Origin of the sequence: Pantoea sp. LS15 (genome assembly GCF_012241585.1) — a bacterium.
GTDB lineage: Bacteria > Pseudomonadota > Gammaproteobacteria > Enterobacterales > Enterobacteriaceae > Enterobacter.
The window spans coordinates 74255-97058 of the sequence record NZ_JAAVXA010000010.1 but is presented as its reverse complement, the minus strand read 5'-3'; the positions used below and the strand labels follow the sequence as shown (position 1 = coordinate 97058).

The 22804-nt window shown below is 56.9% G+C and carries 22 protein-coding genes; 15 read left to right on the top strand and 7 right to left on the bottom strand.

Translation table 11 applies throughout. The annotated features are described in order from the left end of the window. The first annotated feature begins 14 nt into the window (after positions 1–14). The 8 genes from HED65_RS15490 (at position 15) to HED65_RS15455 (ending at position 6740) form a co-directional block, all read left to right on the top strand. The gene (locus HED65_RS15490; protein WP_114979233.1) at positions 15–656 is read left to right on the top strand and encodes a TetR family transcriptional regulator; all 642 of its coding nucleotides are present in this window, start codon (positions 15–17) and stop codon (positions 654–656) included. A 41-nt stretch (positions 657–697) separates the two neighbouring features. Then, on the top strand, positions 698–1150 hold the full coding sequence (locus HED65_RS15485) for a MarR family winged helix-turn-helix transcriptional regulator (protein WP_114979277.1): 453 nt from the start codon (positions 698–700) through the stop codon (positions 1148–1150). 84 nt (positions 1151–1234) lie between these two features. After that, positions 1235–1663 (top strand): organic hydroperoxide resistance protein, encoded by a 429-nt coding sequence (locus HED65_RS15480; RefSeq protein WP_013095463.1) that lies wholly within the window; start codon positions 1235–1237, stop codon positions 1661–1663. Positions 1664–1811: 148 nt separating this feature from the next. Further along, entirely contained in the window at positions 1812–2351 is a 540-nt protein-coding gene (gene dnaT, locus HED65_RS15475) for a primosomal protein DnaT (protein WP_114979232.1), read from the top strand. A gap of 1 nt (position 2352) precedes the next feature. Next, on the top strand, positions 2353–3090 hold the full coding sequence (dnaC, locus tag HED65_RS15470; protein WP_114979231.1) for a replicative helicase loader DnaC: 738 nt from the start codon (positions 2353–2355) through the stop codon (positions 3088–3090). A gap of 84 nt (positions 3091–3174) precedes the next feature. Continuing rightward, a complete protein-coding gene (locus HED65_RS15465; RefSeq protein ID WP_114979230.1) occupies positions 3175–3657 on the top strand; it encodes a YjjA family protein in 483 nt (160 codons plus the stop codon). A gap of 270 nt (positions 3658–3927) precedes the next feature. Beyond that, positions 3928–6219: a phosphatidylglycerol--membrane-oligosaccharide glycerophosphotransferase gene (gene opgB, locus HED65_RS15460; protein ID WP_114979276.1), complete on the top strand. Its 2292-nt coding sequence runs from the start codon at positions 3928–3930 to the stop codon at positions 6217–6219. Beyond that, positions 6219–6740 carry a GNAT family N-acetyltransferase gene (locus HED65_RS15455; RefSeq protein ID WP_114979229.1) on the top strand — a complete coding sequence of 174 codons (522 nt, stop codon included), beginning with the start codon at positions 6219–6221 and terminating at the stop codon, positions 6738–6740. The genes opgB and HED65_RS15455 overlap by 1 nt, the downstream gene beginning before the upstream one ends. On the opposite strand, the gene tsr is transcribed toward HED65_RS15455, so the two are convergent. The 6 genes from tsr to HED65_RS15425 form a co-directional block, all read right to left on the bottom strand. Beyond that, a complete protein-coding gene (gene tsr / locus HED65_RS15450; RefSeq protein WP_114979228.1) occupies positions 6737–8401 on the bottom strand; it encodes a methyl-accepting chemotaxis protein in 1665 nt (554 codons plus the stop codon). The genes HED65_RS15455 and tsr overlap by 4 nt on opposite strands. 108 nt (positions 8402–8509) lie before the next feature. Then, a complete protein-coding gene (locus HED65_RS15445) occupies positions 8510–9529 on the bottom strand; it encodes an Ldh family oxidoreductase (RefSeq protein WP_114979227.1) in 1020 nt (339 codons plus the stop codon). Positions 9530–9540: 11 nt separating this feature from the next. Then, positions 9541–11142, bottom strand: coding sequence for an APC family permease (locus HED65_RS15440; protein ID WP_049007401.1), 1602 nt, complete (start codon positions 11140–11142; stop codon positions 9541–9543). 11 nt (positions 11143–11153) lie between these two features. After that, on the bottom strand, positions 11154–12761 hold the full coding sequence (locus HED65_RS15435) for an aldehyde dehydrogenase (NADP(+)) (RefSeq protein ID WP_114979226.1): 1608 nt from the start codon (positions 12759–12761) through the stop codon (positions 11154–11156). Positions 12762–12775: 14 nt separating this feature from the next. Continuing rightward, a complete protein-coding gene (locus HED65_RS15430) occupies positions 12776–13696 on the bottom strand; it encodes a dihydrodipicolinate synthase family protein (protein WP_114979225.1) in 921 nt (306 codons plus the stop codon). 138 nt (positions 13697–13834) lie between these two features. Then, complete coding sequence (locus HED65_RS15425; protein ID WP_114979224.1) at positions 13835–14650, bottom strand: AraC family transcriptional regulator; 816 nt, start codon at positions 14648–14650, stop codon at positions 13835–13837. 308 nt (positions 14651–14958) lie between these two features. Between HED65_RS15425 and HED65_RS15420 the strand changes: the two genes are divergently transcribed. The 4 genes from HED65_RS15420 to HED65_RS15405 are packed head-to-tail and all read left to right on the top strand — an operon-like array spanning position 14959 to position 18494. Beyond that, complete coding sequence (locus HED65_RS15420) at positions 14959–15900, top strand: 4-hydroxyproline epimerase (protein ID WP_114979223.1); 942 nt, start codon at positions 14959–14961, stop codon at positions 15898–15900. Continuing rightward, positions 15897–17000 (top strand): NAD(P)/FAD-dependent oxidoreductase, encoded by a 1104-nt coding sequence (locus HED65_RS15415; protein WP_114979222.1) that lies wholly within the window; start codon positions 15897–15899, stop codon positions 16998–17000. Before HED65_RS15420 ends, HED65_RS15415 begins: the two co-directional genes overlap by 4 nt. Next, a complete protein-coding gene (locus tag HED65_RS15410) occupies positions 16997–17251 on the top strand; it encodes a (2Fe-2S)-binding protein (RefSeq protein ID WP_114979221.1) in 255 nt (84 codons plus the stop codon). The genes HED65_RS15415 and HED65_RS15410 overlap by 4 nt, the downstream gene beginning before the upstream one ends. Then, complete coding sequence (locus HED65_RS15405) at positions 17238–18494, top strand: NAD(P)/FAD-dependent oxidoreductase (protein WP_114979220.1); 1257 nt, start codon at positions 17238–17240, stop codon at positions 18492–18494. Before HED65_RS15410 ends, HED65_RS15405 begins: the two co-directional genes overlap by 14 nt. Position 18495: 1 nt before the next feature. On the opposite strand, the gene hpaR is transcribed toward HED65_RS15405, so the two are convergent. Continuing rightward, a complete protein-coding gene (gene hpaR, locus HED65_RS15400; protein WP_114979219.1) occupies positions 18496–18939 on the bottom strand; it encodes a homoprotocatechuate degradation operon regulator HpaR in 444 nt (147 codons plus the stop codon). 270 nt (positions 18940–19209) lie between these two features. On the opposite strand from hpaR, the gene hpaG reads away from it, so the two are divergent. The 3 genes from hpaG to hpaD are packed head-to-tail and all read left to right on the top strand — an operon-like array spanning position 19210 to position 22803. Beyond that, positions 19210–20487: a 4-hydroxyphenylacetate degradation bifunctional isomerase/decarboxylase gene (gene hpaG / locus HED65_RS15395; RefSeq protein ID WP_114979218.1), complete on the top strand. Its 1278-nt coding sequence runs from the start codon at positions 19210–19212 to the stop codon at positions 20485–20487. Next, on the top strand, positions 20484–21950 hold the full coding sequence (gene hpaE / locus HED65_RS15390) for a 5-carboxymethyl-2-hydroxymuconate semialdehyde dehydrogenase (protein WP_114979217.1): 1467 nt from the start codon (positions 20484–20486) through the stop codon (positions 21948–21950). The genes hpaG and hpaE overlap by 4 nt, the downstream gene beginning before the upstream one ends. A 1-nt stretch (position 21951) precedes the next feature. Continuing rightward, positions 21952–22803 carry a 3,4-dihydroxyphenylacetate 2,3-dioxygenase gene (hpaD, locus tag HED65_RS15385; RefSeq protein ID WP_114979216.1) on the top strand — a complete coding sequence of 284 codons (852 nt, stop codon included), beginning with the start codon at positions 21952–21954 and terminating at the stop codon, positions 22801–22803. The last annotated feature ends 1 nt before the right edge of the window (position 22804 follow it).

Below are 22804 nucleotides of genomic sequence, written 5' to 3'. Positions count from 1 at the left end.
AATAAGGAAAGGTTGTGGCTAACCCAGGCAGCGAACTCCCCGCACACAATGAAGAATCCAGCCTGAAAGAGAAAATTTTTCAGAGCGCGATCGCGCTTTTCGCCGAATATGGTTTGAACGGTGCCCGCATGGAGCAAATCGCGGAAAAAGCAGGCACGACCAAACGCATGGTGGTTTACCATTTTAAGAACAAAGAAAACCTCTATCTTCTTGTGCTGGAGTATGTTTACACCCAAATCCGCGCCAGTGAGAAAGCGCTGAGTCTGGCGGGAATGCCACCGGTAGAAGCACTGGTCAACCTGGTAGAAGCCACCTTTGACTATCATGCCGATCACCCGGATTACATCCGCATTATCTGCATGGAAAACATGCAGCGAGGCCGCTTTATGCAGCAGTCGAGCTATCTGCGCCAGGTCAACCGTAGCGCGCTCGATCTGCTGGAAGCGATCCTGGACCGGGGTAAAGAAAAGCAGCTATTCAACCAGGCAGTTGACGCCCGCGACCTCCACCGTCTGATAAGCAGTTTCAGCTTTCACTACGTCGCCAATAGCTACACCTTCACTTTGCTGTTTGAAGATGGAGCGGATGAACAGGCTCAGCGCCAGCACTACCGCAAAATGGCCGTTCAGGTGGCACTCCGCTATACCTGCCCATAAAATTGCTTGCAATTAAATCGCGCACTATCTATATTCATTCCATGAACACGAAAACGAACGACACCACCGCTGCGCTCCTGCTGGATAACCAGCTCTGCTTTGCTCTCTATTCGGCAAATCTGGCGCTTAATAAGCTGTACCGGCAACTGCTGGCACCGCTGAACCTGACTTACCCGCAATACCTGGTGATGCTGGTGCTGTGGGAGCAGGATGACATTACGGTGTCGGACATTGGTGAGCGGCTGTTCCTTGACTCTGCCACCCTGACACCGCTGTTAAAACGTCTGGAAAGCGCCGGGCTGATAAAACGTCAGCGCTCGCGGAAAGATGAGCGTCAGGTCGCCGTCACGCTGAGCGACGAGGGACGTGCACTGCAGCAGCAGGCGTCAGGGATCCCCCATGCGGTGGGATGCGCAGCGCAGTGTGATACTGACACGATGCTGGCGCTTAAGCAGCAGCTTGAACTTTTGCGACACCAGTTACACCACGCGTAAGGCTATACTTTACGCGTATTTATTTACCCATATATATCGCACGCTATTTAATAGCGCACACAAACGTAAGATGAGGAACCTGCCATGTCTTTAGAAAAAGTTGTTTATACCGCCAAAGCAAAAGCAACCGGAGGCCGTGACGGCCGTGCCACCTCTTCCGATGGAGTCCTGGACGTCAAACTGGGCGTGCCAAAAGAGATGGGTGGCATGGGGGGAGAAGTGACGAACCCTGAGCAGCTGTTTGCTGCCGGCTACTCTGCCTGCTTCCTGGGCGCGATGAAGTTTGTAGCCGCGCGCGACAAATTTACCCTGCCAAAAGAAGCCTTTATTGAAGGCGAAGTGGGTATTGGCCCGCTGCCAACCGGTTTTGGTATCGAAGCAAAACTGAACATCCATGTGGAAGGCATGGATCCTGCGGAAGCCAAAAAGCTGGTCGATGCAGCCCACATCGTTTGCCCGTACTCTAACGCAACCCGCGGCAACATCGACGTGACCCTGAATATCATCGCGTGATAAATACCTGATGTCGCTGCGCTTATCAGGCCTACAAGTGTAGCCCCGGTAAGCGCAGCGCCACCGGGGAAATCCCCTCCATCCCCTCATCCTCTCTGTGCTACCATAAGCTCATATCACGCCCGTAGTCATCAGTAGAGTAAGCGTTATGTCCTCCAGAATTCTGACCACCAGCATTGCTGGCATTGATGCCTTTATGCGCGACCCACGCGGTGTGTTGACCCACGCCGAAGGCGGCACGGTTGCGGTTTTTGCCGACAATGCGCCGGCATTTTACGCCATCACACCGGAACGTCTGGCACAGCTCCTGGAGATCGAAGCGCAATTATCACGCCCGGCGAGCGATGTCATGCTGGATAATCAGTTCTTTGATGAGCCGGTTAACGCCCCGATGAGCGTTCCGATGGGAAAATTTGCTCTCTATGTGGGTTGGCAACCTGATGCGGATTTTCAACGGCAGGCCGCGCTGTGGGGGATTGCGTTGACACAACCCGCCACCGCTGAAGAACTCGCTGCGTTTACGGCCTGGTGGCAGGCAGAAGGTAAAGTCTTCACCCATATTCAGTGGCAGCAAAAGCTCGCGCGCCATCTTCAAATCACCCGCGCCAGCAATAATGGCCAGCCAAAACGCGATATCAACGCGTTTTCAGAACCGGACAATACTATCCCACCAGGCTTCAGAGGATGATATGAAAAACGTCGGCGATCTGATGAAACGACTGCAGAAAATGATGCCAGCTAATGTAAAACCTGCCTTTACCACAGGTGAAGAACTGTTAGCCTGGCAAAAAGAGCAGGGGAAAATCCGAGCTGCGGCACTCGCACGTGAAAATAGGGCCATGAAAATGCAGCGAACATTTAACCGTTCTGGCATTCGCCCGTTACACCAAAATTGTTCATTCGATAATTATATTGTTGAAAGCGATGGACAACTTAATGCACTTAACAAAGCCAGGCAGTATGTCGATAATTTTGAAGGGAATATTGCTAGTTTCATCTTTACTGGCAAACCAGGAACCGGAAAGAATCATCTCGCCGCAGCGATATGTAATGCTTTGTTAATTCAAGGAAAGTCCGTTTTAATCATAACCGTTGCAGACATCATGACTGCAATGAAAGATACCTTCACTAATAAAGAGACAAGTGAAGAGCAATTGCTTACCGACTTAAGCAATGTTGATCTCCTAGTGATTGATGAAATTGGCGTGCAAACTGAATCTAAATACGAAAAAGTGATAATAAATCAACTCGTTGATCGAAGATCCTCATCCAAACGGCCTACAGGCATGCTAACAAATTACAATATTGAGGATATGACTAGGCTTCTCGGTGAGCGCGTCATGGACAGGATGCGTTTAGGAGCAAGTTTATGGGTAAACTTCAATTGGGAAAGTTACCGTAGCCGCGTCACCGGAAAAGAGTATTAAGATAGTTCCAGGAATCGCCAGTGAGAAGGCGGTATATACTGGAATCACTTCCGGCCCAAAACGGACCTTTTTGAGAAATTTACGATGAAAAAACAGATTATTATCAGCACGCTTTTAGGCTCCCTGTTGGTTACCGGCGCAGTGCAAGCAGCGTCCTGGCAGGATTCTCTGTCAAGCGCAGCAAACGAACTGACCAAAGAGAGCAGCAGCACTCAGGGCGGGCTTTCCGCGTCTTCCCTCACCAGTCTGCTGAGTAACAGCTCTCAGAGCCTGAGTGCGGGTACGATGAACAACGCGGCGGGCATTCTGGAATATTGCGCGAAGCAAAAACTGGCCTCCGTGACCGACGCGCAAAACGTGAAAAACCAGGTGCTGGGCAAACTGGGTCTGGATACCCAGGAGCAGAAAGCGGATACCAACTATATGGACGGGATTCAGGGTCTGCTTAACGCACAAAACGGCCAGCAGCTTAACCTGAGCACTATCGGCAACTCCTCTCTGGCAAAACAGGTGAAAACCAAAGCCTGCGATCTGGTGCTGAAACAAGGCGTTAATTTCATCTCCTGATCAACCCCATTTTCTGCCACAACACGCCGCGTTTAATGCGATAGCTTTGCAACGCGGCGTTAAATAAGCGTTTTCCCTGCCTGTCACCATCTCAGCGTCCGTTTGTCAGGATGCGAGCACCTTCAAAAAAACGGTTTTCTAAACCAAATCCTAACAACAACACACTTTCGTGACACTAAAATTGCAGCTAAACGACATCGCAATTACATTGTAGTACCTAAAAAATATACAGTTAGCCAGCGAAGCACCTGGCGTCATGAGGATATGCTGTTGTCAGAATTAATATCCCTTATCCTTTTTCTGGCTTCTGTCGGTATTTATGCCTGGAAAGCCGGCCGTAACACCTGGTGGTTTATTGCCACACTGGTGGTACTTGGCATTTTTATTATTTTAAACATTACCTTATACGCCAGCGATTACTTTACCGGTGACGGGATTAACGATGCGGTGCTCTACACCCTGACGAATAGCCTGACAGGCGCAGGTGTAGGTAAGTATATTCTTCCAGGGCTGGGCCTGATTGTCGTGCTGGTGGCGATTTTTGGCGCACTGGCCTGGGTGCTGCGTCGACGTCGCCATCATCCGCACCATCATGGTTACAGCCTGCTGGCACTTTTCCTGGCACTGGCCTCTGTCGATGCCAGTCCTGCATTCCATCAGATCACTGAGCTGGTAAAATCCCAGTCGCGCGATGGCGATCCAGATTTCGTGGCCTACTACAAAGAACCGTCGAAAACGATCGCCAACCCGAAACTCAACCTGGTCTATATCTACGGTGAAAGTCTGGAGCGTACGTACTTTGATGACGACGCGTTCCCGAACCTGACACCAGAGCTGGGCGCGTTGAAAAACGAAGGTCTCGATTTCAGCCACACCATGCAGTTGCCCGGCACGGATTATACTATCGCCGGAATGGTTGCTTCCCAGTGTGGCATCCCGCTGTTCGCACCTTTTGAAGGTAACGCCTCAGCCTCAATGTCGACATTCTTCCCGCAGAATGTTTGCCTGGGCGATATCCTGAAAAACTCCGGCTACGAAAACTATTTTGTCCAGGGGGCGAACCTGCGCTTTGCCGGAAAAGATGTGTTCCTGAAGTCCCACGGTTTTGACCACCTGTATGGCTCAGAAGAGTTAAAAACGATAGTTGCCGATCCAAACTACCGCAACGACTGGGGCTTCTACGACGATACGGTGCTGGACGAAACCTGGAAGAAATTCGAGGAACTTTCTCGTTCGGGCAAGCGCTTCTCCCTCTTTGCTCTGACGGTGGATACGCACCACCCGGACGGGTTTGTCTCACGCACCTGTAAACGCAGAAGCTATGATATCGACGGCAAAAACAACAAGTCTTTCAGCGCCGTCACCTGTAGCCAGGAGCATATCGCCGCACTGATCGAGAAAATCAAAACCTCGCCGTACTTTAAAAATACCGTCATCGTCGTTTCGTCTGACCACCTGGCGATGAAAAACAGCGCATGGGATCAACTCAACAAGCAGGATCGCAGCAATCTGTTCTTCGTGCTTCGCGGCGACCAGCCGCAACAGGAGGTGATTGCCACCAGACGTAACTCAATGGATAACGGTGCGACGGTGCTGGACATTCTGGGCGGAGACAACTTTATTGGTCTTGGCCGCAGCACGTTGTCGGGGCAATCTCTGTCTGAAGTCTTCCTCAACATGAAGGAAAAAATCCTCGCGTGGAAGCCTGACATCATCCGCCTGTGGAACTTCCCGAAAGAGATGAAAGACTTCACCATCGATCAAAATAAAAACACGATTGCCTTCTCGGGCAGCAACTTCCGTCTGCCGCTGCTGGTGCGTGTATCGGATAATCGCGTCGAACCGCTGCCGGAAAGTGAGTACTCCGCCCCGCTGCGTTTCCAGTTGGCTGACTTTGCCCCTCGCGATAACTTCGTCTGGGTCGACAAGTGTTACAAAATGGGCCAACTCTGGTCTCAGCCGCTGGCGCTTTCTACCGACTGGTGTGTCTCTCAGGGACAGCTTGGCGGAGAGCAAACCGTGCAGCATGTGGATAAACCTCAGTGGAAAGGAAAAACCGCATTTAAAGACACGGTGATTGATACCGCACGCTATCAGCACAACGTCGACATGCTGAAAATCGTCGATAACGATATTCGCTACAAGGCGGACAGCTTTATCTTTAACGTGGCCGGCGCGCCGGAAGAGGTGAAACAATTTAGCGGCATCTCGCGTCCGGAGTCCTGGGGACGCTGGTCAAATGCGCAGTTGGGCAACGAGGTGAAAATTGAGTACACCCATCCCCTGCCAGAACAATTCGACCTGGTGATCACGGCCAGGGCGTATGGCTCCAATGCCAATAAGCCCGTGCCCGTGCGCGTGGGTGATCAAGAGCAGACGCTAACGCTTGGAAACGAAGTGACCACTCACACGCTGCATTTTGAGAATCCATCCCGCAGCAATACCCTGGTGATTGTGCCGCCAGACCCACAGTCCACGAATGACGGGAATATCCTCGGCCATTCACCGCGTCAGCTGGGGGTCGGCATGGTCGAAATTAAAATTGTGAGTAATGCAGGCTAATGATCGTCCCCCTTAACATAACCGTTCGGCCAACTCGCTGTGACGACGTTTTCGCCCTGCTCGCCATTGAACGCGCGGCGGGCGAACGATTTCGACGCTATCCGGAGCTCGCCTGGCTTGCCGATGGCGAGGTTATTTCCGCTGAGCAGCACCTTGAGTATGCCGAACGCGGGCAAAGCTGGCTGGCTCAGGCGAATAACCGCCCCGTGGGGTTTATCCTCACCGAAGCGCATTCTTCATCGCTGTTTATTGTGGAGCTCTCCGTCGCTCTGGACTGGCAGGGAAAAGGGATTGGCCGGCAGCTCATCGCCTGTGTGGCTGACCATGCCCGTAAGCTAGGGTTGGCGTCGCTGACGTTGACGACGTTCCGGGACGTCGCGTGGAACGCACCGTTCTATGCACGGTTGGGGTTTGAACAAATTGCTGAGCTGACGCCAGAACTGCGTCAGAAAAGAGATGATGAAGTGGCGCATGGCCTAGCGTATGAATCCCGCTGTGCCATGCGCCTGTCACTTAATTAGAACGTTTCCCAGTTATCGCCGGCATCAGCGGTTGCCGCTTTACGCGACATTGCGGGTGCTGCAACAGTTTTCGCTGAAGCGAACTCGCGCGCCTTCATCTGCTCCTGCTGAATGCGGAACACCGCGACAGCCTGGGTCAGACGGCTCGCCTGCTCTTCCAGCGCCGCAGCGGCCGCGGCAGACTCTTCCACCAGCGAGGCGTTCTGCTGGGTAACACGATCCATCTCAGCCACTGCCAGACCCACCTGGTCAATACCGCGGCTCTGTTCGTCAGATGCAGACGCAATTTCGCCCATGATGTCGGTGACGCGGGTCACCGCATTCACGATCTCACCCATGGTTTCCCCGGCGCTTTCTACCAGGGTAGAGCCCACTTCCACACGGCCAACAGAGTCTTCAATCAGGCTCTTAATTTCACGTGCCGCCTGGGCGCTGCGCTGTGCCAGGTTACGAACTTCACCTGCCACCACTGCAAAGCCACGGCCCTGCTCGCCCGCACGCGCCGCTTCTACCGCCGCGTTCAGAGCCAGAATGTTGGTCTGGAAAGCGATGCCGTCAATTACGCTGATAATGTCGGCAATTTTCTGCGAACTTCCGGCGATGTCACGCATGGTTTGCACCACGTTATCCACCACTTTGCCGCCTTTCTGCGCCGTTTCAGATGCACTCAGCGCCAGATGGCTTGCCTGACGGGCGTTTTCGGCGTTCTGCTTAACGGTCGCCGTCAGCTGTTCCATACTAGCAGCGGTCTCTTCCAGAGAAGCAGCCTGCTGTTCAGTACGGGAGGAGAGATCGTTATTGCCCATCGCGATTTCGCTTGCACCGCTGTAAATGGCGTTTGCGCCATTACGCACGTCGCCAACGGTACGCACCAGCTCACCCTGCATATGACGCAGCGAGTCAGCCAGTTCGCCCATCTCATTTGCGCCTTCGACTTCAATGCGCTTCACCAGATCGCCGCTGGCGATATGGCGAATATTGTCGATCAGACGCGTCAGCGGAGAGATCAATGCCTGCTTAATGCCCAGCCAGACCCCCACGATCACCAACAGCACGACAATCAGTACGCTAATCAGTACCCAAATGGCCTGGCTGAAGGAGCTGTTGCTATCTTCGACCGCAATCTGATACAGCTTGTCGTTCTGCTGCAGGTAGTTTACGTACTGCTTCTCAAAACCGTCCTGATAGCTCTGAGTCGGCTGGTCGAAGAAGGCGTTAATTTTGCCTGCGCCCAGCAGCTGAATCAGCTCCGCCAACGCACCGTGATAGATATCGTAGTTACGTTTGATTTCCATCGCTTCTGCGTCACTTTGACGCGAGTCGCGCGGCAGGGCTTCGTACGCAGCCCAGTTTTTTTCCGCCTGTTTCAGAGACACAGATGCAATTTGCATCAAATCGTTAACGGTCGCACCGCTGCCGATATTGCTCTGATCCATCATATAGCGGATGCCCGCACGGTTCAGGGTATTACGGGTTTGCAGCAACGCCACCCAGCTGGCGTTCAGCGTGGATTGTTGCTGGCGAATGGTTTGCAGGACGGTGAAGTTCTCTTTGTCATTCTTCAGAGCGTTAAAGAAAAGACCACCGGATGTGAGTTGTAAAAGGCCAAATATCGCTAAAACCAGCATTAGGCTGGTGACAATCTTGATACGGTTTAACATGTTTTCTCTTTCCATCAGACAGATAACAGAATTTTCGGCCTGGAAAGGGAAAACTTTACGAAAAACGTACTGAGAAGAGGGACTATTTCCCTCCTCTTGTGTTGATGATCACGATGATGATTTCAGCAGCTCAGATATGTCCTTGAAAAGTGTGAGGGTTATCTCCAGGCCATTACGGTTTGCGCGCTCACGAGATTGATAGCGGCGCTCTCCCGGCAAACGCGCCCCCTGCTGCGTCATCCCGCTGAAGAGTGTCTCGGCACGGGCCAGATGGACTGTGGCAGCGTCCCCCAGAAAACGCGTCGGATCAAGCGCCAGAATCAGTTCACCGCCGTAAGGCAGGCCGCCTGCGTCGTTATCCCACGCCAGCGATTCCGCACTGGTCATATCACCGATCAGCGGCCCGGCAAGCAGCTCCACCATCGCCGCCAGCGCTGATCCTTTATGCCCACCGAAGGTCAACATCGCGCCGTCGAGAATAGCCTGTGCATCGGTCGTCGGGTTGCCCTGAGCATCAATACCCCATCCTTCCGGCACGGGTTTACCCGCGCGCTGATGCAGCTGGATTTCACCCCGCGCCGCCGCACTGGTGGCCATATCAAAAATAAACGGCGGCTTATCGCCGCGCGGCCAGCCAAAAGCAATCGGGTTCGTGCCAAACAGCGGTTGCGTGCCACCCGCAGGGGCGACCCACGCATGGCTCGGCGTGGTCGCCAGCGCCACCAGACCGGCCTCCGTCAACGGTTCGACGTCAGCAAACAGAGCAGAAAAGTGCACGCAACGGTTAATCGCCAGTGCGGCGATACCACTGTGTCGCGCCTTTTCCATCAGCAGCGGCAGCGCACGTTCGAACGCCAGCAGGGAAAATGCCCCACCAGCGTCCGCTTTTACGATGGCGGGCGCGGTATCGGTGATCACCGGCTCTGCGTCTGGTGACACCTTCCCTTTACGCAGCGTTTCGACAATACCCAGCAACCGCCACAAACCGTGCGAGGCGCAGCCGTCGCGCTCGCCGTGGGTGACGTTTTTCGCCACCGCGGCGGCGTGCGCCTCGCTGAATCCGTTCCCGCGCAGCACGTTAAATGCCAGCGCATAAGCCTCTGTTAACGAGAGGTTTACCATCTCCATGACTGACTCCTCTACTCTTCTTCGTCTCCGGTAAAGTTAGCCTGCGGCAGACAGGTTCGCTCGCCCCAGTAGTAAATACCCAGCGACATCACCGCCACCACCACCGTATCCCACGGATGACCAATCACCCCTGTGCCGCCAAAACTACCCAGCCACGAGAACAGCATAATCAGCGCGTAGAAAGCGATTAACCACAGGGAAGATTTCACCTGCTGTGCCAGACTCACCGTGTGGACAGGCACTTTTGCTTTGCACAGCACGTAGACCACGAACATCACAATCTGCAACCCCAGCAACCATGACAGCGTCCCCCAGCCAGACCAGAAGACAATCAGGGCTGAAATCACAAACGACACCGGGCCGATAATCCCGAAGGCACGCACGCGGAACGGGCGCGGCAGATCGGGCGCATTACGGCGCAGCCCCGCCGCCGTGACAGGGGCAATGGCATAGCTCAGTACCAGCGCCGCCGACACCACGCTAATCAACTGCTCCCAGGACGGGAACGGCAGCGTCCAGAAGATAGACATGGCGAAAGTCAGCCACAGCGCCGGGCGCGGAATGCCGGACTCTTTATCAATGTGAGTAAACGCCTTAAAGAACGTCCCCGCTTTCGCCCAGCCATAAATCACGCGCGGTGTGGCGTTCATATAGATATTGCCGGTGCCGCTCGGGGAGACAATCGCGTCGCACACCACCATAAATGCCAGCCAGCCCATACCGAGCGTAATGGCGATATCGCGGTACGGCAGCGAGAACTGTTTGCTGATTTCCGCCCAGCCGCTGCCGAGCATTTCGGTTGGGATACTGCCAAGAAACGCCAGTTGCAACAGCACGTAGATAATGGTCGACAACACCACAGATAAAATCAGCGCAACCGGGATGGTCCGCTGCGGATTTTGCACTTCACTCGCCACCGAGATAATCGGTGTCAGCCCCAGATAGGCAAAAATAATCCCCCCGGCGCTGATCGCCGCCTCAACGCCTGACATGCCAAACGGCGCAATTCCCTGAACGTGCAGGTTTTCAGGCTTGAAAAAGGTAAACAGGGTGACGACAACCGCCAGCGGCACCAGAAACTTCAGAATACTGATGATGTTGTTGGAGCGGGCGAACGTTTTTACGCTGTAGTAGTTCAGGCCAAAGAAGAAACAGAGCAGTAAAAACTGCACCACCCAGCCCAGCAGCGTCGGGTCGCTTGAGCCTGGTTGCGTCAGCATCGGGAACCAGGCGGCCGCGTACTGGCGCGCGGCAACAATCTCAATGGAGATCAGGCTGGAGAACGCAATCAGCGTAATAAAACCCAGCAGATACCCCATCAGCTCGCCGTGAGAAAACACCGGATAGCGGATAATCCCCCCGGCGCGCGGCAGTGCCGCCCCCAGTTCGCAATAGACAATCCCCAGCAGCAGCACGGCAATCCCGCCGATAACCCACGAGGCAATACCCGCTGGCCCGGCAATGGAGGCCACATGGCTTGCAGCAAACAGCCAGCCGGAGCCGAAGATAGCCCCAAGACCAATAAACGTCAGATCGGTTAACGTGAGCTGCTTTTTAAATTTCCCTGACTCAACAACGCGGGACGATGTTTGATGCGTAGAGTGAATCGTCATGGTCATGCCCTTCAGTCAACAGAGGGGGAAATGGCTTCCCGGGTCCACTGCCCGTTAATCAGGCGCAGCAGGTTCAGAGGGTTAGCATCCTGGACAGCAGGCGGCAGCAGTGTAGCGGGCACATTCTGCAGGCACACCGGACGCAGAAAACGTTCGATGGATTTTGTTCCGACGGAGGTCCCACGTGAATCGGTGGTGGCAGGCCACGGGCCGCCGTGCACCATCGCATCGCACACTTCCACGCCGGTCGGATACCCGTTGAACAACACGCGCCCGGCCTTTTCACTCAGGGCAGGCAGCAGGCGTTGTGCCAGCGGGCCGTCATCGGATTCGGCGTGCACCGTTGCCGTCAGTTGGCCCTGGATGGCACGCAGAACGGCCTGCATTTCAGCCTCGTCAGCCACTTCCACCAGCACCGCCAGCGGGCCAAACACCTCATGCTGCAACAGAGGATCCTGCGCCAGCAGCAGCGAAACCGGGGCCTGATACAGGCGAGCCTGCGCGCGTCCGCTAACAAAATCATCAGTGCCTGCCAGCCGCTGAATCGCGGGATGCGCCTCAAACGCGTGGACACCTTCTTCGTAGTGGGCAAGCGTCGGAGCATTGAGCATGGTCTGTGCCGGAGACTGATCCACCGCCTCTTTCAGCGTCTGCGTGAAGCGGGTCATGCCTTCGCCACGCAAGGCCAGGATCAGCCCGGGCTTGGTACAAAACTGCCCGCTGCCGAGGGTAAAAGAGGCCACCAGTTCCTTCGCCAGAGCCTCTGCCCGGGTGGCTAACGCCTGCGGCAGAATAATCAGCGGGTTAATGGCTGACATCTCCGCAAAGACCGGGATCGGCTGCGGACGCTGCTGCGCAAGCTGCCAGAGCGCCTTACCGCCGCGCAAAGAACCGGTAAACCCGACCGCCTGGATCGCAGGATGACGCACCAGCTCTGCGCCAATGTCGGTGCCGAAAATCATGTTAAACACGCCCGCAGGAAGGGCGGCTTTCTCCACCGCACGCACAATGGCCTGGGCGGTGAGCTCCGCCGTTGCCATATGCCCCGGATGGGCTTTCACCACCACCGGGCAGCCCGCCGCCAGTGCAGAGGCGGTGTCGCCCCCTGCGGTGGAGAAAGCCAGCGGGAAATTGCTGGCACCGAATACCGCCACCGGGCCCAGCGCCGTCAGATACTGGCGCAGATCCGGGCGCGGTAGCGGCTGACGCGCAGGGAGTGCGGTATCAATGCGCACGCCGAAGGCATCACCCCGACGCAGCACGCCAGCAAACATGCGCAGCTGATTGCTGGTCCGGGCGCGCTCTCCCTGCAAGCGCGGCAGCGGCAGCGCCGTCTCCTGGTGGGCTATCGCGAAAAAGTCCTCGCCGAGTAAATCCAGCTCGTCGGCAAGGGTTTCGAGAAAGCGGGCGCGCACCTCGGGTGACGTCTGCGAGTAGATCGGGAATGCCTGTTCAGCCGCCAGCGCCGCAGCGGCGGCCTCCTCGCGGGAGGCCGGGTAAAAGCGGTATCCGGTGGGTTCACCGTCAGCGGCACGCAGGCCTGGCAGCGTCGCCTCACCGCTTGCCACGCGGCGTCCGGCGATAAACTGCTGGCCTGTTACAGAGAGAGATAAAGTCATCGTCACTCCTTTACTTAAAGGCCGACGTCAGGCAGGTGTGGGCGAGTCGCCAGCGCTTTCTCGACAATCGCTACCACCTGCGCACGGGTTTCCCCTTCCAGCGCCAGGCGTGGCGGACGGGTAATCGCGCTGCCGCGCCCCAGCAACTCTTCGCAAAGCTTGATGCACTGCACCAGATCCGGACGCGCATCCAGATGCAGCAGCGGCATAAACCAGCGGTAGAGCGCCATCGCTTCTTCATAGCGCTGCTGTTTTGCCAGGCGGAACAGCGTCTCCCCTTCACGTGGGAACGCGTTCGACATCCCCGAGATCCAGCCTTCCGCCCCCACGGCGATGCTCTCGACCACCACGTCATCCAGCCCGGCAAACAGCACAAAGCGGTCGCCAACGGAATTACGCAGGTCGATAAAGCGGCGGGTATCCCCGGAAGAGTCTTTAAAGCAGACGATGTTGTCGCAGTCGGCGAGCGTCGCCAGGATGTCCGGCGTCACGTCGTTTTTGTAGATTGGCGGGTTGTTGTACACCATGATAGGCAGGTCAGTAGCGGTTGCCACGCTGCGGAAGTGAGCCGCTGTTTCATGCGGTTTTGACGAGTAAACCAGCGCAGGCATCACCATAATACCGTCGACGCCCACGCGCTCGGCCTCTTTCGCCATCTTCTGCGCAAAGGCGGTGGTAAATTCTGCGACACCGGCGATAACCGGGATCTGGCCACCCGCCGCGTCTTTCGCCACTTCGATAATTTGCAGCTTTTCCTGCGTGGTCAGCGAGGTGTTCTCGCCCACACTGCCGCACACCACCAGGCCGGAAACACCATCCTTGACCAGGTTTTTCATCACCGTATGGGTGGCATCCAGGTCGAGAGAGTAATCGCTGCGAAACTGGGTGCTGACTGCCGGGAATACACCGCTCCAGTGAATGGCTTTCTTGCTCATGTTCGGTTCCTTGTCGTCAATTTGTTAAATCAAAGTGAATGAATGGTGAATATTCACTGACAGATTGACGTTTCAGGCGTCCGACGGCTTGGTGGTTTTCCTCCTCTTTGATGACGAAATTAGCACAGTGCGTTTGTCTTACCCGGCCAGCGTGACGCGAAAATCACGCGGCGTAGAGCCGGTCATGGCCTTGAACTGGCGGCTAAAGGCGCTGTGATCGGTATAGCCACATTGCAGGGCAATATCGGTAATCGGCGTATCGCCCGCCAGCAGCTCAGTCGCTTTTTCCAGACGGACTTTGTGGATCATCTGACGCGGGGTGAGGTGAAAAATGCGCTTACAGTAGCGCTCAATTTGCGCCACCGACATACCGCTCAGCGTGGTCAGCTCCTCCATGGCGATCGGCCGGTGGTAATGCTTGCGGATATGATCGTCGACGATCGCCAGCCGTTGCCACGCCGGGTGTCGCGCCTGCGCCTCCTGTAAGTCGTGTGAAATGCCCGCCATGCCGATCACCTGGCCCTGCGCATCCCGCAACGCCAGTTTCTGGGTCAGACACCAGCCGCGCTCACGGCCGTTATAGAGATGCATCTCCAGCTGATCGCGCAGCGTCACCCCTTCGCGAAGCACCCGCATATCCTGCTCGGTATAGCCCTGTCCCAGCGCGGAAGGGAAAACATCGGCAGAGGTTTTCCCCAGCAGCGAAGCCACCGTCTTAAATCCGCAGCGACGCGCCAGGGTCATATTGACCATCAGATAGCGCGCCTGCACGTCTTTAACAAAAAACACCACATTAGGAATGGCATTGAGCAGCGGCGCAATCAACGCCATCGCATGAAGCAAAGTCTGGATATTGTCCGGACGCTGGCGCGCCAGCCCTTCACAAATCTGGCTCAGTTCAGTCACTTCCAGTGCTGGCGAGGGTGCCAGCGCATCATCAATCACACAGGACATAACGCTTCCTCCCGATCAGTGAGCTGGATCTTTATTAACTTTTCGTTAACTCATCAAGCGCCCTTACCGCGTTTTGCGATCCTGCCACAGGTTTATGATTTACCCTGTTTCATCCACTGGCGCAGTCGCCTTTTTTGGTTTACCACACCACCAACAGAATGATTAATAAGAAATAAATATGAATTTCACTTTAGGGTGAAACCGGTCACTGTGCTGATTTCGTCATTTCTGGTGACGAAAGCGATCAAGCAGGAATCCCGGCCTTACGCCAGCATTTAGCAACAAGGTGTTAACTTTCCGGAGATCCCATGACAGCGCAGCACAGCGAACTGAGAGTAATTGACTCCCACACCGGCGGCGAACCGACCCGCCTGGTCATCGACGGTTTTCCGGATCTGGGCGCAGGAAACATGGCCGAGCGCCGGGACCGTTTCGCCCGCGACTACGACGACTGGCGCAAAGCCATTATTCTTGAGCCACGCGGTAACGATGTCCTGGTCGGCGCCCTGCTGTGCGAGCCGGCATCACCGCAGGCCACCGCCGGGGTCATCTTTTTCAACAACAGCGGTTTTCTGAACATGTGCGGTCACGGGACGATCGGGCTTGTCGCCTCGCTGGCCTGGCTTGGCCGCATTCAACCCGGCAAACATCTGATTGAAACCCCGGTGGGTGATGTGACCGCCACGCTGCACGAAGACGGCAGCGTCTCGGTAGAAAACGTCCCGGCATATCGCTGGCGCAAACAGGTGCAGGTTGAAACCGCTCACGGTACGGTCACGGGGGATATCGCCTGGGGTGGAAACTGGTTCTTCCTCGTCAACGATCATCCTTTTGCAGTGACGCCGGACAAGATCCCGCAGTTAACGGAGTATTCCTGGGCGATCCGGGAAGGGTTAGAACGTGCAGGTATTCGTGGCGAACATGACGGCATTATCGACCATATTGAACTCTTCGCGGAGGATGACCGGGTAGACAGCCGCAGCTTTGTGCTCTGCCCGGGAAAAGCCTGGGATCGCTCGCCCTGCGGCACCGGCACCAGCGCCAAGCTGGCCTGTCTGGCAGAAGACGGCAAACTCAGGCCGGGAGAAACCTGGCGGCAGGCGAGCATCATCGGCAGCGAATTTACCGCCCATTTCATGCCACAGAGTAGCAAGATCATCCCGACGATCCGTGGTGAGGCGTGGGTCTGCGGCGATAACCGGTTGATCCTCAATCCTGACGATCCGTTCCGCTGGGGGATTACGTTGTGACCGACACAGACGTCATTGTCATTGGTGCCGGGATCATCGGTGCCGCCAGTGCCTGGCAACTGGCAAAGCGCGGGCAGCGGGTCACGCTGATCGACGACGGTAACGCGGGCGCAACGGCGGCAGGGATGGGACATCTGGTGTGCATGGATGACGACCCCGCCGAGCTTACCCTTTCAGCCTGGTCTCTGGCACGCTGGCGGGAACTGACGCCCCGGATGCCGGAAAGCTGCGCCTGGCGCGGGTGTGGCACGCTGTGGCTGGCGGAAACACCGCAGGAGCTTGAACTGGCAGAAGAAAAACAACGGCGGATGGCGCAACACCAGGTCGCCAGCGACATGCAGACCCGCGACCAGCTTGCCGCACGTGAACCCCTGCTCACCTCCCGGCTCAGCGGCGGGCTGTGGGTACCTGGAGACGGGATTGTCTACGCGCCGAACGTCGCCCGCTGGTTAATTGATGATGCCGATGTCACGCATCTTCGTGACCGCGCCCTCGCAGTCGATGCCCCCTACGTCACCCTGCACAGCGGCAAGCGCCTGCGTGCGAGCGCCATCGTCATCGCCTGCGGTCTGGGGGCCAACGCGCTGCTTGGCGAAAACTGGCTACGGGCGAAAAAAGGCCAGCTGGCGATCACCGATCGCTACGCCCCGTTGCTCAGCCACCAGCTGGTCGAGCTGGGATACGGTGCCAGCGCCCATGCGGGCGGCACCTCGGTGGCGTTTAACGTCCAGCCGCGCCCCACCGGGCAGCTGCTGATTGGCTCTTCCCGCCAGTTCGACAATACCGACCGCGAGCTGGATTTACCGCTTCTGGCCACCATGCTGGCGCGCGCGCGTCATTTTCTCCCCTCGCTGGAGAACCTCAATATCATTCGTTGCTGGAGCGGCTTTCGCGCCGCGTCGGCAGACGGCAACCCGCTCATCGGCCCGCATCCTGCCCGGCCGGGTATCTGGCTGGCCCTGGGGCACGAAGGGCTGGGCGTCACCACTGCCCCCGCCACCGCCGAACTGCTCTGCGCGCAAATCCTCGGCGAACGCCCGCCCGTTTCACCGGATGCCTGGCTCCCCGCGCGGCTGCAAAAACAGGAGGCCATTGCATGACGACCCTGAACCTGATTATCGAAGACAAACCGTGCGACGTTCCTGCTGGCATCAGCATCGCAGCGGCGCTGGCACTCACGGGTAGCGGCGTGACGCGACGTTCGGTCAGCGGTGAGCTGCGCGCCCCCTTCTGTGGTATGGGCGTTTGCCAGGAGTGTCGCGTCACGGTGAATGGACGACGGGTACTGGCCTGCCAGACGGAATGTCAGCCCGATATGGTGATTGAAAGGAGCCAACATGCGAACGTTTGAGTGCGAGATCCTTATCCTCGGTGCCGGGCCAGCCGGGCTGTCGGCGGCACTGGCCGCCGCTCGCTGTGGAAAGTCGGTGATGGTGCTTGACGACAACCCGCACCCTGGGGGGCAAATCTGGCGCGATGGCCCGCAGGTTTCGTTGCCTCCTCGCGCCTTACGCCTGCGTCAGGCAGTGGCGGAACAGCCGGGCATTACGCTGCTGAACGGTGCCCGGTTGATTGCCCGCTCTGAACCGCATTCCGTGGTGTTTGAAACCGCAGACAGTTGCGGTGAGATCCGCTGGCAGCGGTTAATTCTATGCTGCGGCGCACGGGAACTCTCCCTGCCGTTTCCTGGCTGGACGCTTCCCGGCGTAACGGGAGCTGGTGGGCTACAGGCACAGATTAAACATGGCCTGCCGCTCAACGGCGAGCGGGTCGTCATTGCTGGCAGCGGGCCACTGCTGCTGGCGGTCGCCGGTACGGTGAAACGCGCAGGCGGAAATATCGTTGCCATCATCGAACAGGCACCAGTGAGCGCGCTGGCCCGGTTCGCGGCTGGGCTCTGGCGCTGGCCAGAAAAACTGCTCCAGCTCGGCGAGCTTTTTCCGCCCCACTATCACCCGGCAAGCCAGGTCACCCATGCCCGTGGGGAGACACATCTTCATTCTGTGACCGTGCGTCACGGGGAGAAAACACGTGAGATAGCATGCGACAGGCTGGCTATCGGCTATGGACTGGTGCCCAATATTGAACCCGGTCTTCTCTTCGGCTGCACCACCGAAAATCAGGCTATCCGGGTCGATGCTTCTCAACGCACCAGCGTGCAGGATATCTATGCTGCGGGGGAGTGCACCGGTTTTGGCGGCAGCGAACTGGCGCTGGCAGAAGGGGAAATTGCAGGTTATAGCGCGGCGGATAACCCCGGGAAAGCAGAAAAAGCCATCGCAACCCGCGCACGCTGGCAGCGTTTTGCCCGGGCGCTTCATACCACCTTCGCCTTACCGGAATCATTAAAAGACGTTATCACTGCCGACACCCTGCTCTGCCGCTGCGAAGATGTGCGCTGTGGCGATGTGCAACATGCCGAAAGCTGGCAGGCGGCAAAGCTCGCCTCGCGCTGTGGTATGGGCGCGTGCCAGGGAAAAACCTGCGCCACCAGCGCCCGCTGGCTGTACGGCTGGCAACTGCCGCAGCCGCGCGAGCCGCTTTCTCCCGCGCGTATCGACACGCTAATCCACCTGGCAAAACCGGAGGGCTGAGTTACTCCTCTTCCCCGCGTTCGGCAATATGTCGGTTGCCGAGCGCGATAAATTCTTCCAGCAGCGCCGTCAGCTGCTTCATCTTCTCCGACGTGTATTCCGCTTCAATCTGCTGATAGGCCTCTTCCACCTGCGCCTGGGCGTGTTCGTACAGCGCATTCCCCTCTTTGGTCAGCGACACGTACAGCTTGCGCTGGTCGTTCACCGGCTTTAAGCGTAGCACCAGTCCGTCGCGCTCCATGCGCGTCAGAATGCCCGTCAGGCTCGGGCGCAAAATACAGGTCCGAAACGCGAGATCGTGGAAATCCATCGACGGATGTTCAGCCAGCACACGCACAATCCGCCACTGCTGTTCGGTCAGGTTATGCCGCTTCACAATCGGGCGGAAGTAAGACATCGCCGCTTCCCGCGCCTGCAATAGCGCGATGGTTAATGAATCATGCATAGCCTCTCCCCACCAGTCATTAACAAGTAAACAATTACACAAAAGATGTTTTTATAAACAACTCGTTTTACGTCAAAAAGTCTAACAGAAACAACCTTATTTTATTAACCACATGATAAATAAATACTTAATTATTTATATGTAAATTTATTGTTATTCATATCACAAATTTTTCACTTCTGATTGCGAAACGAACAGCAAAAGCATAAAACCAGATCATTAATATATTAACGAAATCACAATCCGGACTTTCAGGGTGAGGAGTAGTCAATGAAAGGTACTGTTTTTGCCGTCGCATTGAACCATCAAAGCCAGCGTGATGCCTGGCGCGACGCGTTTGAAAAAGCCCCCTACACCACGCCGCCAAAAACGGCGGTGTGGTTTATCAAACCGCATAACACCGTGATCCGTGCAGGCGAGCCCATTCCGTTCCCACAAGGGGAAACGGTGTTAAGTGGTGCGACGGTGGCGCTGGTCGTGGGTAAAACTGCCAGTAAGGTGCGCGTGGAAGACGCGGCGGCATACATCGCGGGATATGCGTTAGCCAATGAAGTGAGCCTGCCGGAAGAGAGTTTTTATCGCCCGGCGATCAAAGCCAAATGCCGTGACGGTTTTTGTCCGCTGGGTGAGCTTGTCGCCGTTGATAACGTCGATAACCTGGCCATCATCACCGAAATCAACGGCCGCGAAGCTGACCACTGGAACACGGCCGATTTGCAGCGCAATGCCGCCGAACTGCTCAGCGCCCTGAGCGAATTCGCCACCCTCAATCCCGGTGATGCCATTCTGCTCGGCACTCCGCATTCCCGCGTCCCCCTGCAGCCCGGCGATCGCGTGCGCATTCTGGCGAAAGGTTTTCCCCCGCTGGAAAACCCGGTGGTGGATGAACGCGACGTAGCCATCGCACACGGCCCGCACCCACATGCTACGCTGTTTGCCCTGGGGTTGAACTACGCCGACCACGCCAGCGAACTGGACTTCAAACCGCCCACCGAGCCGCTGGTGTTTATCAAAGCCCCGAACACCTTTAACGGTGATAACCAGACGTCGGTACGCCCGGACAACGTTGAGTACATGCACTACGAGGCGGAGCTGGTGGTGGTCATCGGCAAAACCGCCCGTAAGGTGAGTGAAGCCGACGCGATGGACTACGTGGCGGGCTATACGGTGTGCAACGACTACGCCATCCGCGACTATCTCGAAAACTACTATCGCCCGAATCTGCGCGTCAAAAGCCGCGACGGGCTGACCCCGATTTCCCCCAACATCGTGCCGAAAGCGGCCATTCCCGACCCGCACAACCTGGCTCTGCGCACCTTCGTTAACGGCGAATTACGCCAGGAAGGGACCACGGCAGACCTGATCTTCAGCATCCCGTTCCTGATTGCGTACCTGAGCGAATTTATGACCCTGCAACCGGGCGACATGATTGCCACCGGCACGCCGAAAGGGCTTTCCGACGTGGTGCCGGGTGACGAAGTGGTGGTGGAAGTGGAAGGCGTGGGCCGCCTGGTGAACCGAATTGTCAGTGAGGAGACGACAAAATGAAAAAGATAAATCATTGGATCAACGGCAAAAACGTGGCGGGAAGTGACTACTTCCACACCACTAACCCGGCGTCTGGCGAGGTGCTGGCAGAAGTGGCCTCCGGCGGCGAAGCCGAAATACACCAGGCCGTTGCGGCGGCAAAAGAGGCATTCCCGAAATGGGCTAACCTGCCGATGAAAGAGCGCGCGCGCCTGATGCGTCGTCTGGGTGATCTGATCGACCAGAACGTGCCCGAGATCGCTGCCATGGAGACCGCCGACACCGGCCTGCCGATCCACCAGACCAAAAACGTGCTGATCCCACGCGCCTCGCACAACTTCGAGTTTTTCGCCGAAGTGTGCCAGCAGATGAACGGCAAAACCTACCCGGTCGACGACAAGATGCTGAACTACACCCTGGTGCAGCCGGTGGGCGTTTGCGCGCTGGTGTCGCCGTGGAACGTGCCGTTTATGACCGCCACCTGGAAGGTTGCGCCATGCCTGGCGCTGGGCAATACCGCAGTGCTGAAGATGTCTGAGCTCTCCCCGCTGACGGCCGACCGTCTGGGCGAGCTGGCGCTGGAAGCTGGTATTCCAGCCGGCGTGCTGAACGTAGTGCAGGGTTACGGTACCACCGCAGGCGATGCGCTGGTGCGTCATCACGACGTGCGCGCCGTGTCATTCACCGGCGGGACGGCTACCGGGCGAAACATCATGAAAAACGCCGGGCTGAAAAAATACTCCATGGAGTTGGGCGGAAAATCCCCGGTGCTGATTTTTGAAGATGCCGACATTGAGCGCGCGCTGGATGCCGCCCTGTTCACCATCTTCTCCATTAACGGCGAGCGCTGCACCGCGGGCTCGCGCATCTTCATTCAGCAGAGCATCTACCCGGAATTCGTCAAACGCTTCGCCGAACGCGCCAACCGCCTGCGCGTAAGCGACCCGACCGATCCAAACACTCAGATCGGCGCGCTGATCAGCCAGCAGCACTGGGAGAAAGTCTCTGGCTACATCCGTCTCGGTATTGAAGAAGGCGCGACCCTGCTGGCGGGCGGGCCGGATAAACCGACCGATCTGCCTGCGCACCTGAGAGGCGGCAACTTCCTGCGCCCAACCGTGCTGGCGGATGTCGATAACCGCATGCGCGTGGCACAGGAGGAGATCTTCGGGCCGGTGGCGTGCCTGCTGCCGTTTAAAGACGAAGCGGAAGGTCTGCGCCTGGCCAACGACGTGGAGTACGGTCTGGCGTCGTACATCTGGACCCAGGACGTTAGCAAAGTGCTGCGCCTGGCGCGCAACATTGAAGCCGGCATGGTGTTTGTGAACACCCAGAACGTGCGTGACCTGCGCCAGCCGTTTGGCGGCGTTAAGGCCTCCGGCACCGGGCGCGAAGGCGGCGAGTATAGCTTTGAAGTGTTCGCCGAGATGAAAAACGTCTGTATCTCTATGGGCGACCATCCGATTCCAAAATGGGGAGTCTGATATGGGCAAGTTAGCGTTAGCGGCAAAAATTACCCACGTTCCGTCGATGTACCTTTCTGAGCTGCCGGGGAAAAACCACGGCTGCCGTCAGTCGGCCATCGACGGACACAAAGAGATCAGCAAGCGCTGCCGTGAGCTGGGCGTCGATACCATTATCGTTTTCGACACCCACTGGCTGGTGAACAGCGCGTACCACATCAACTGTGCGGACCATTTTGCCGGGGTCTACACCAGCAACGAGCTGCCGCACTTTATCCGCGACATGACCTACGACTACGACGGTAACCCTGAGCTCGGCCAGTTGATCGCCGACGAAGCGGTGAAGCTTGGCGTGCGTGCCAAAGCGCACAACATCCCGAGCCTGAAGCTGGAGTACGGCACACTGGTGCCGATGCGCTACATGAATAGCGACAAGCACTTCAAAGTGATCTCCATTTCGGCGTTCTGCACCGTTCACGACTTTGCCGACAGCCGCAAGCTCGGCGAAGCCATCGTCAGCGCGATTGAGAAATACGATGGCACGGTGGCGGTGCTGGCCAGCGGGTCGCTGTCGCACCGTTTTATTGATGACCAGCGCGCGGAAGAAGGGATGAACAGCTACACCCGCGAGTTCGACCGCCAGATGGACGAGCGCGTGGTAAAGCTGTGGCGCGAAGGCCAGTTCAAAGAGTTTTGCAGCATGCTGCCGGAGTACGCCGACTACTGCTACGGCGAGGGCAACATGCACGACACGGTGATGCTGCTGGGGATGCTCGGCTGGGACAACTACGACGGTAAGGTGGAGTTTCTCACCGAGCTGTTTGCCAGCTCCGGTACCGGCCAGGTCAACGCTGTTTTCCCCCTGCCTGCTTAAG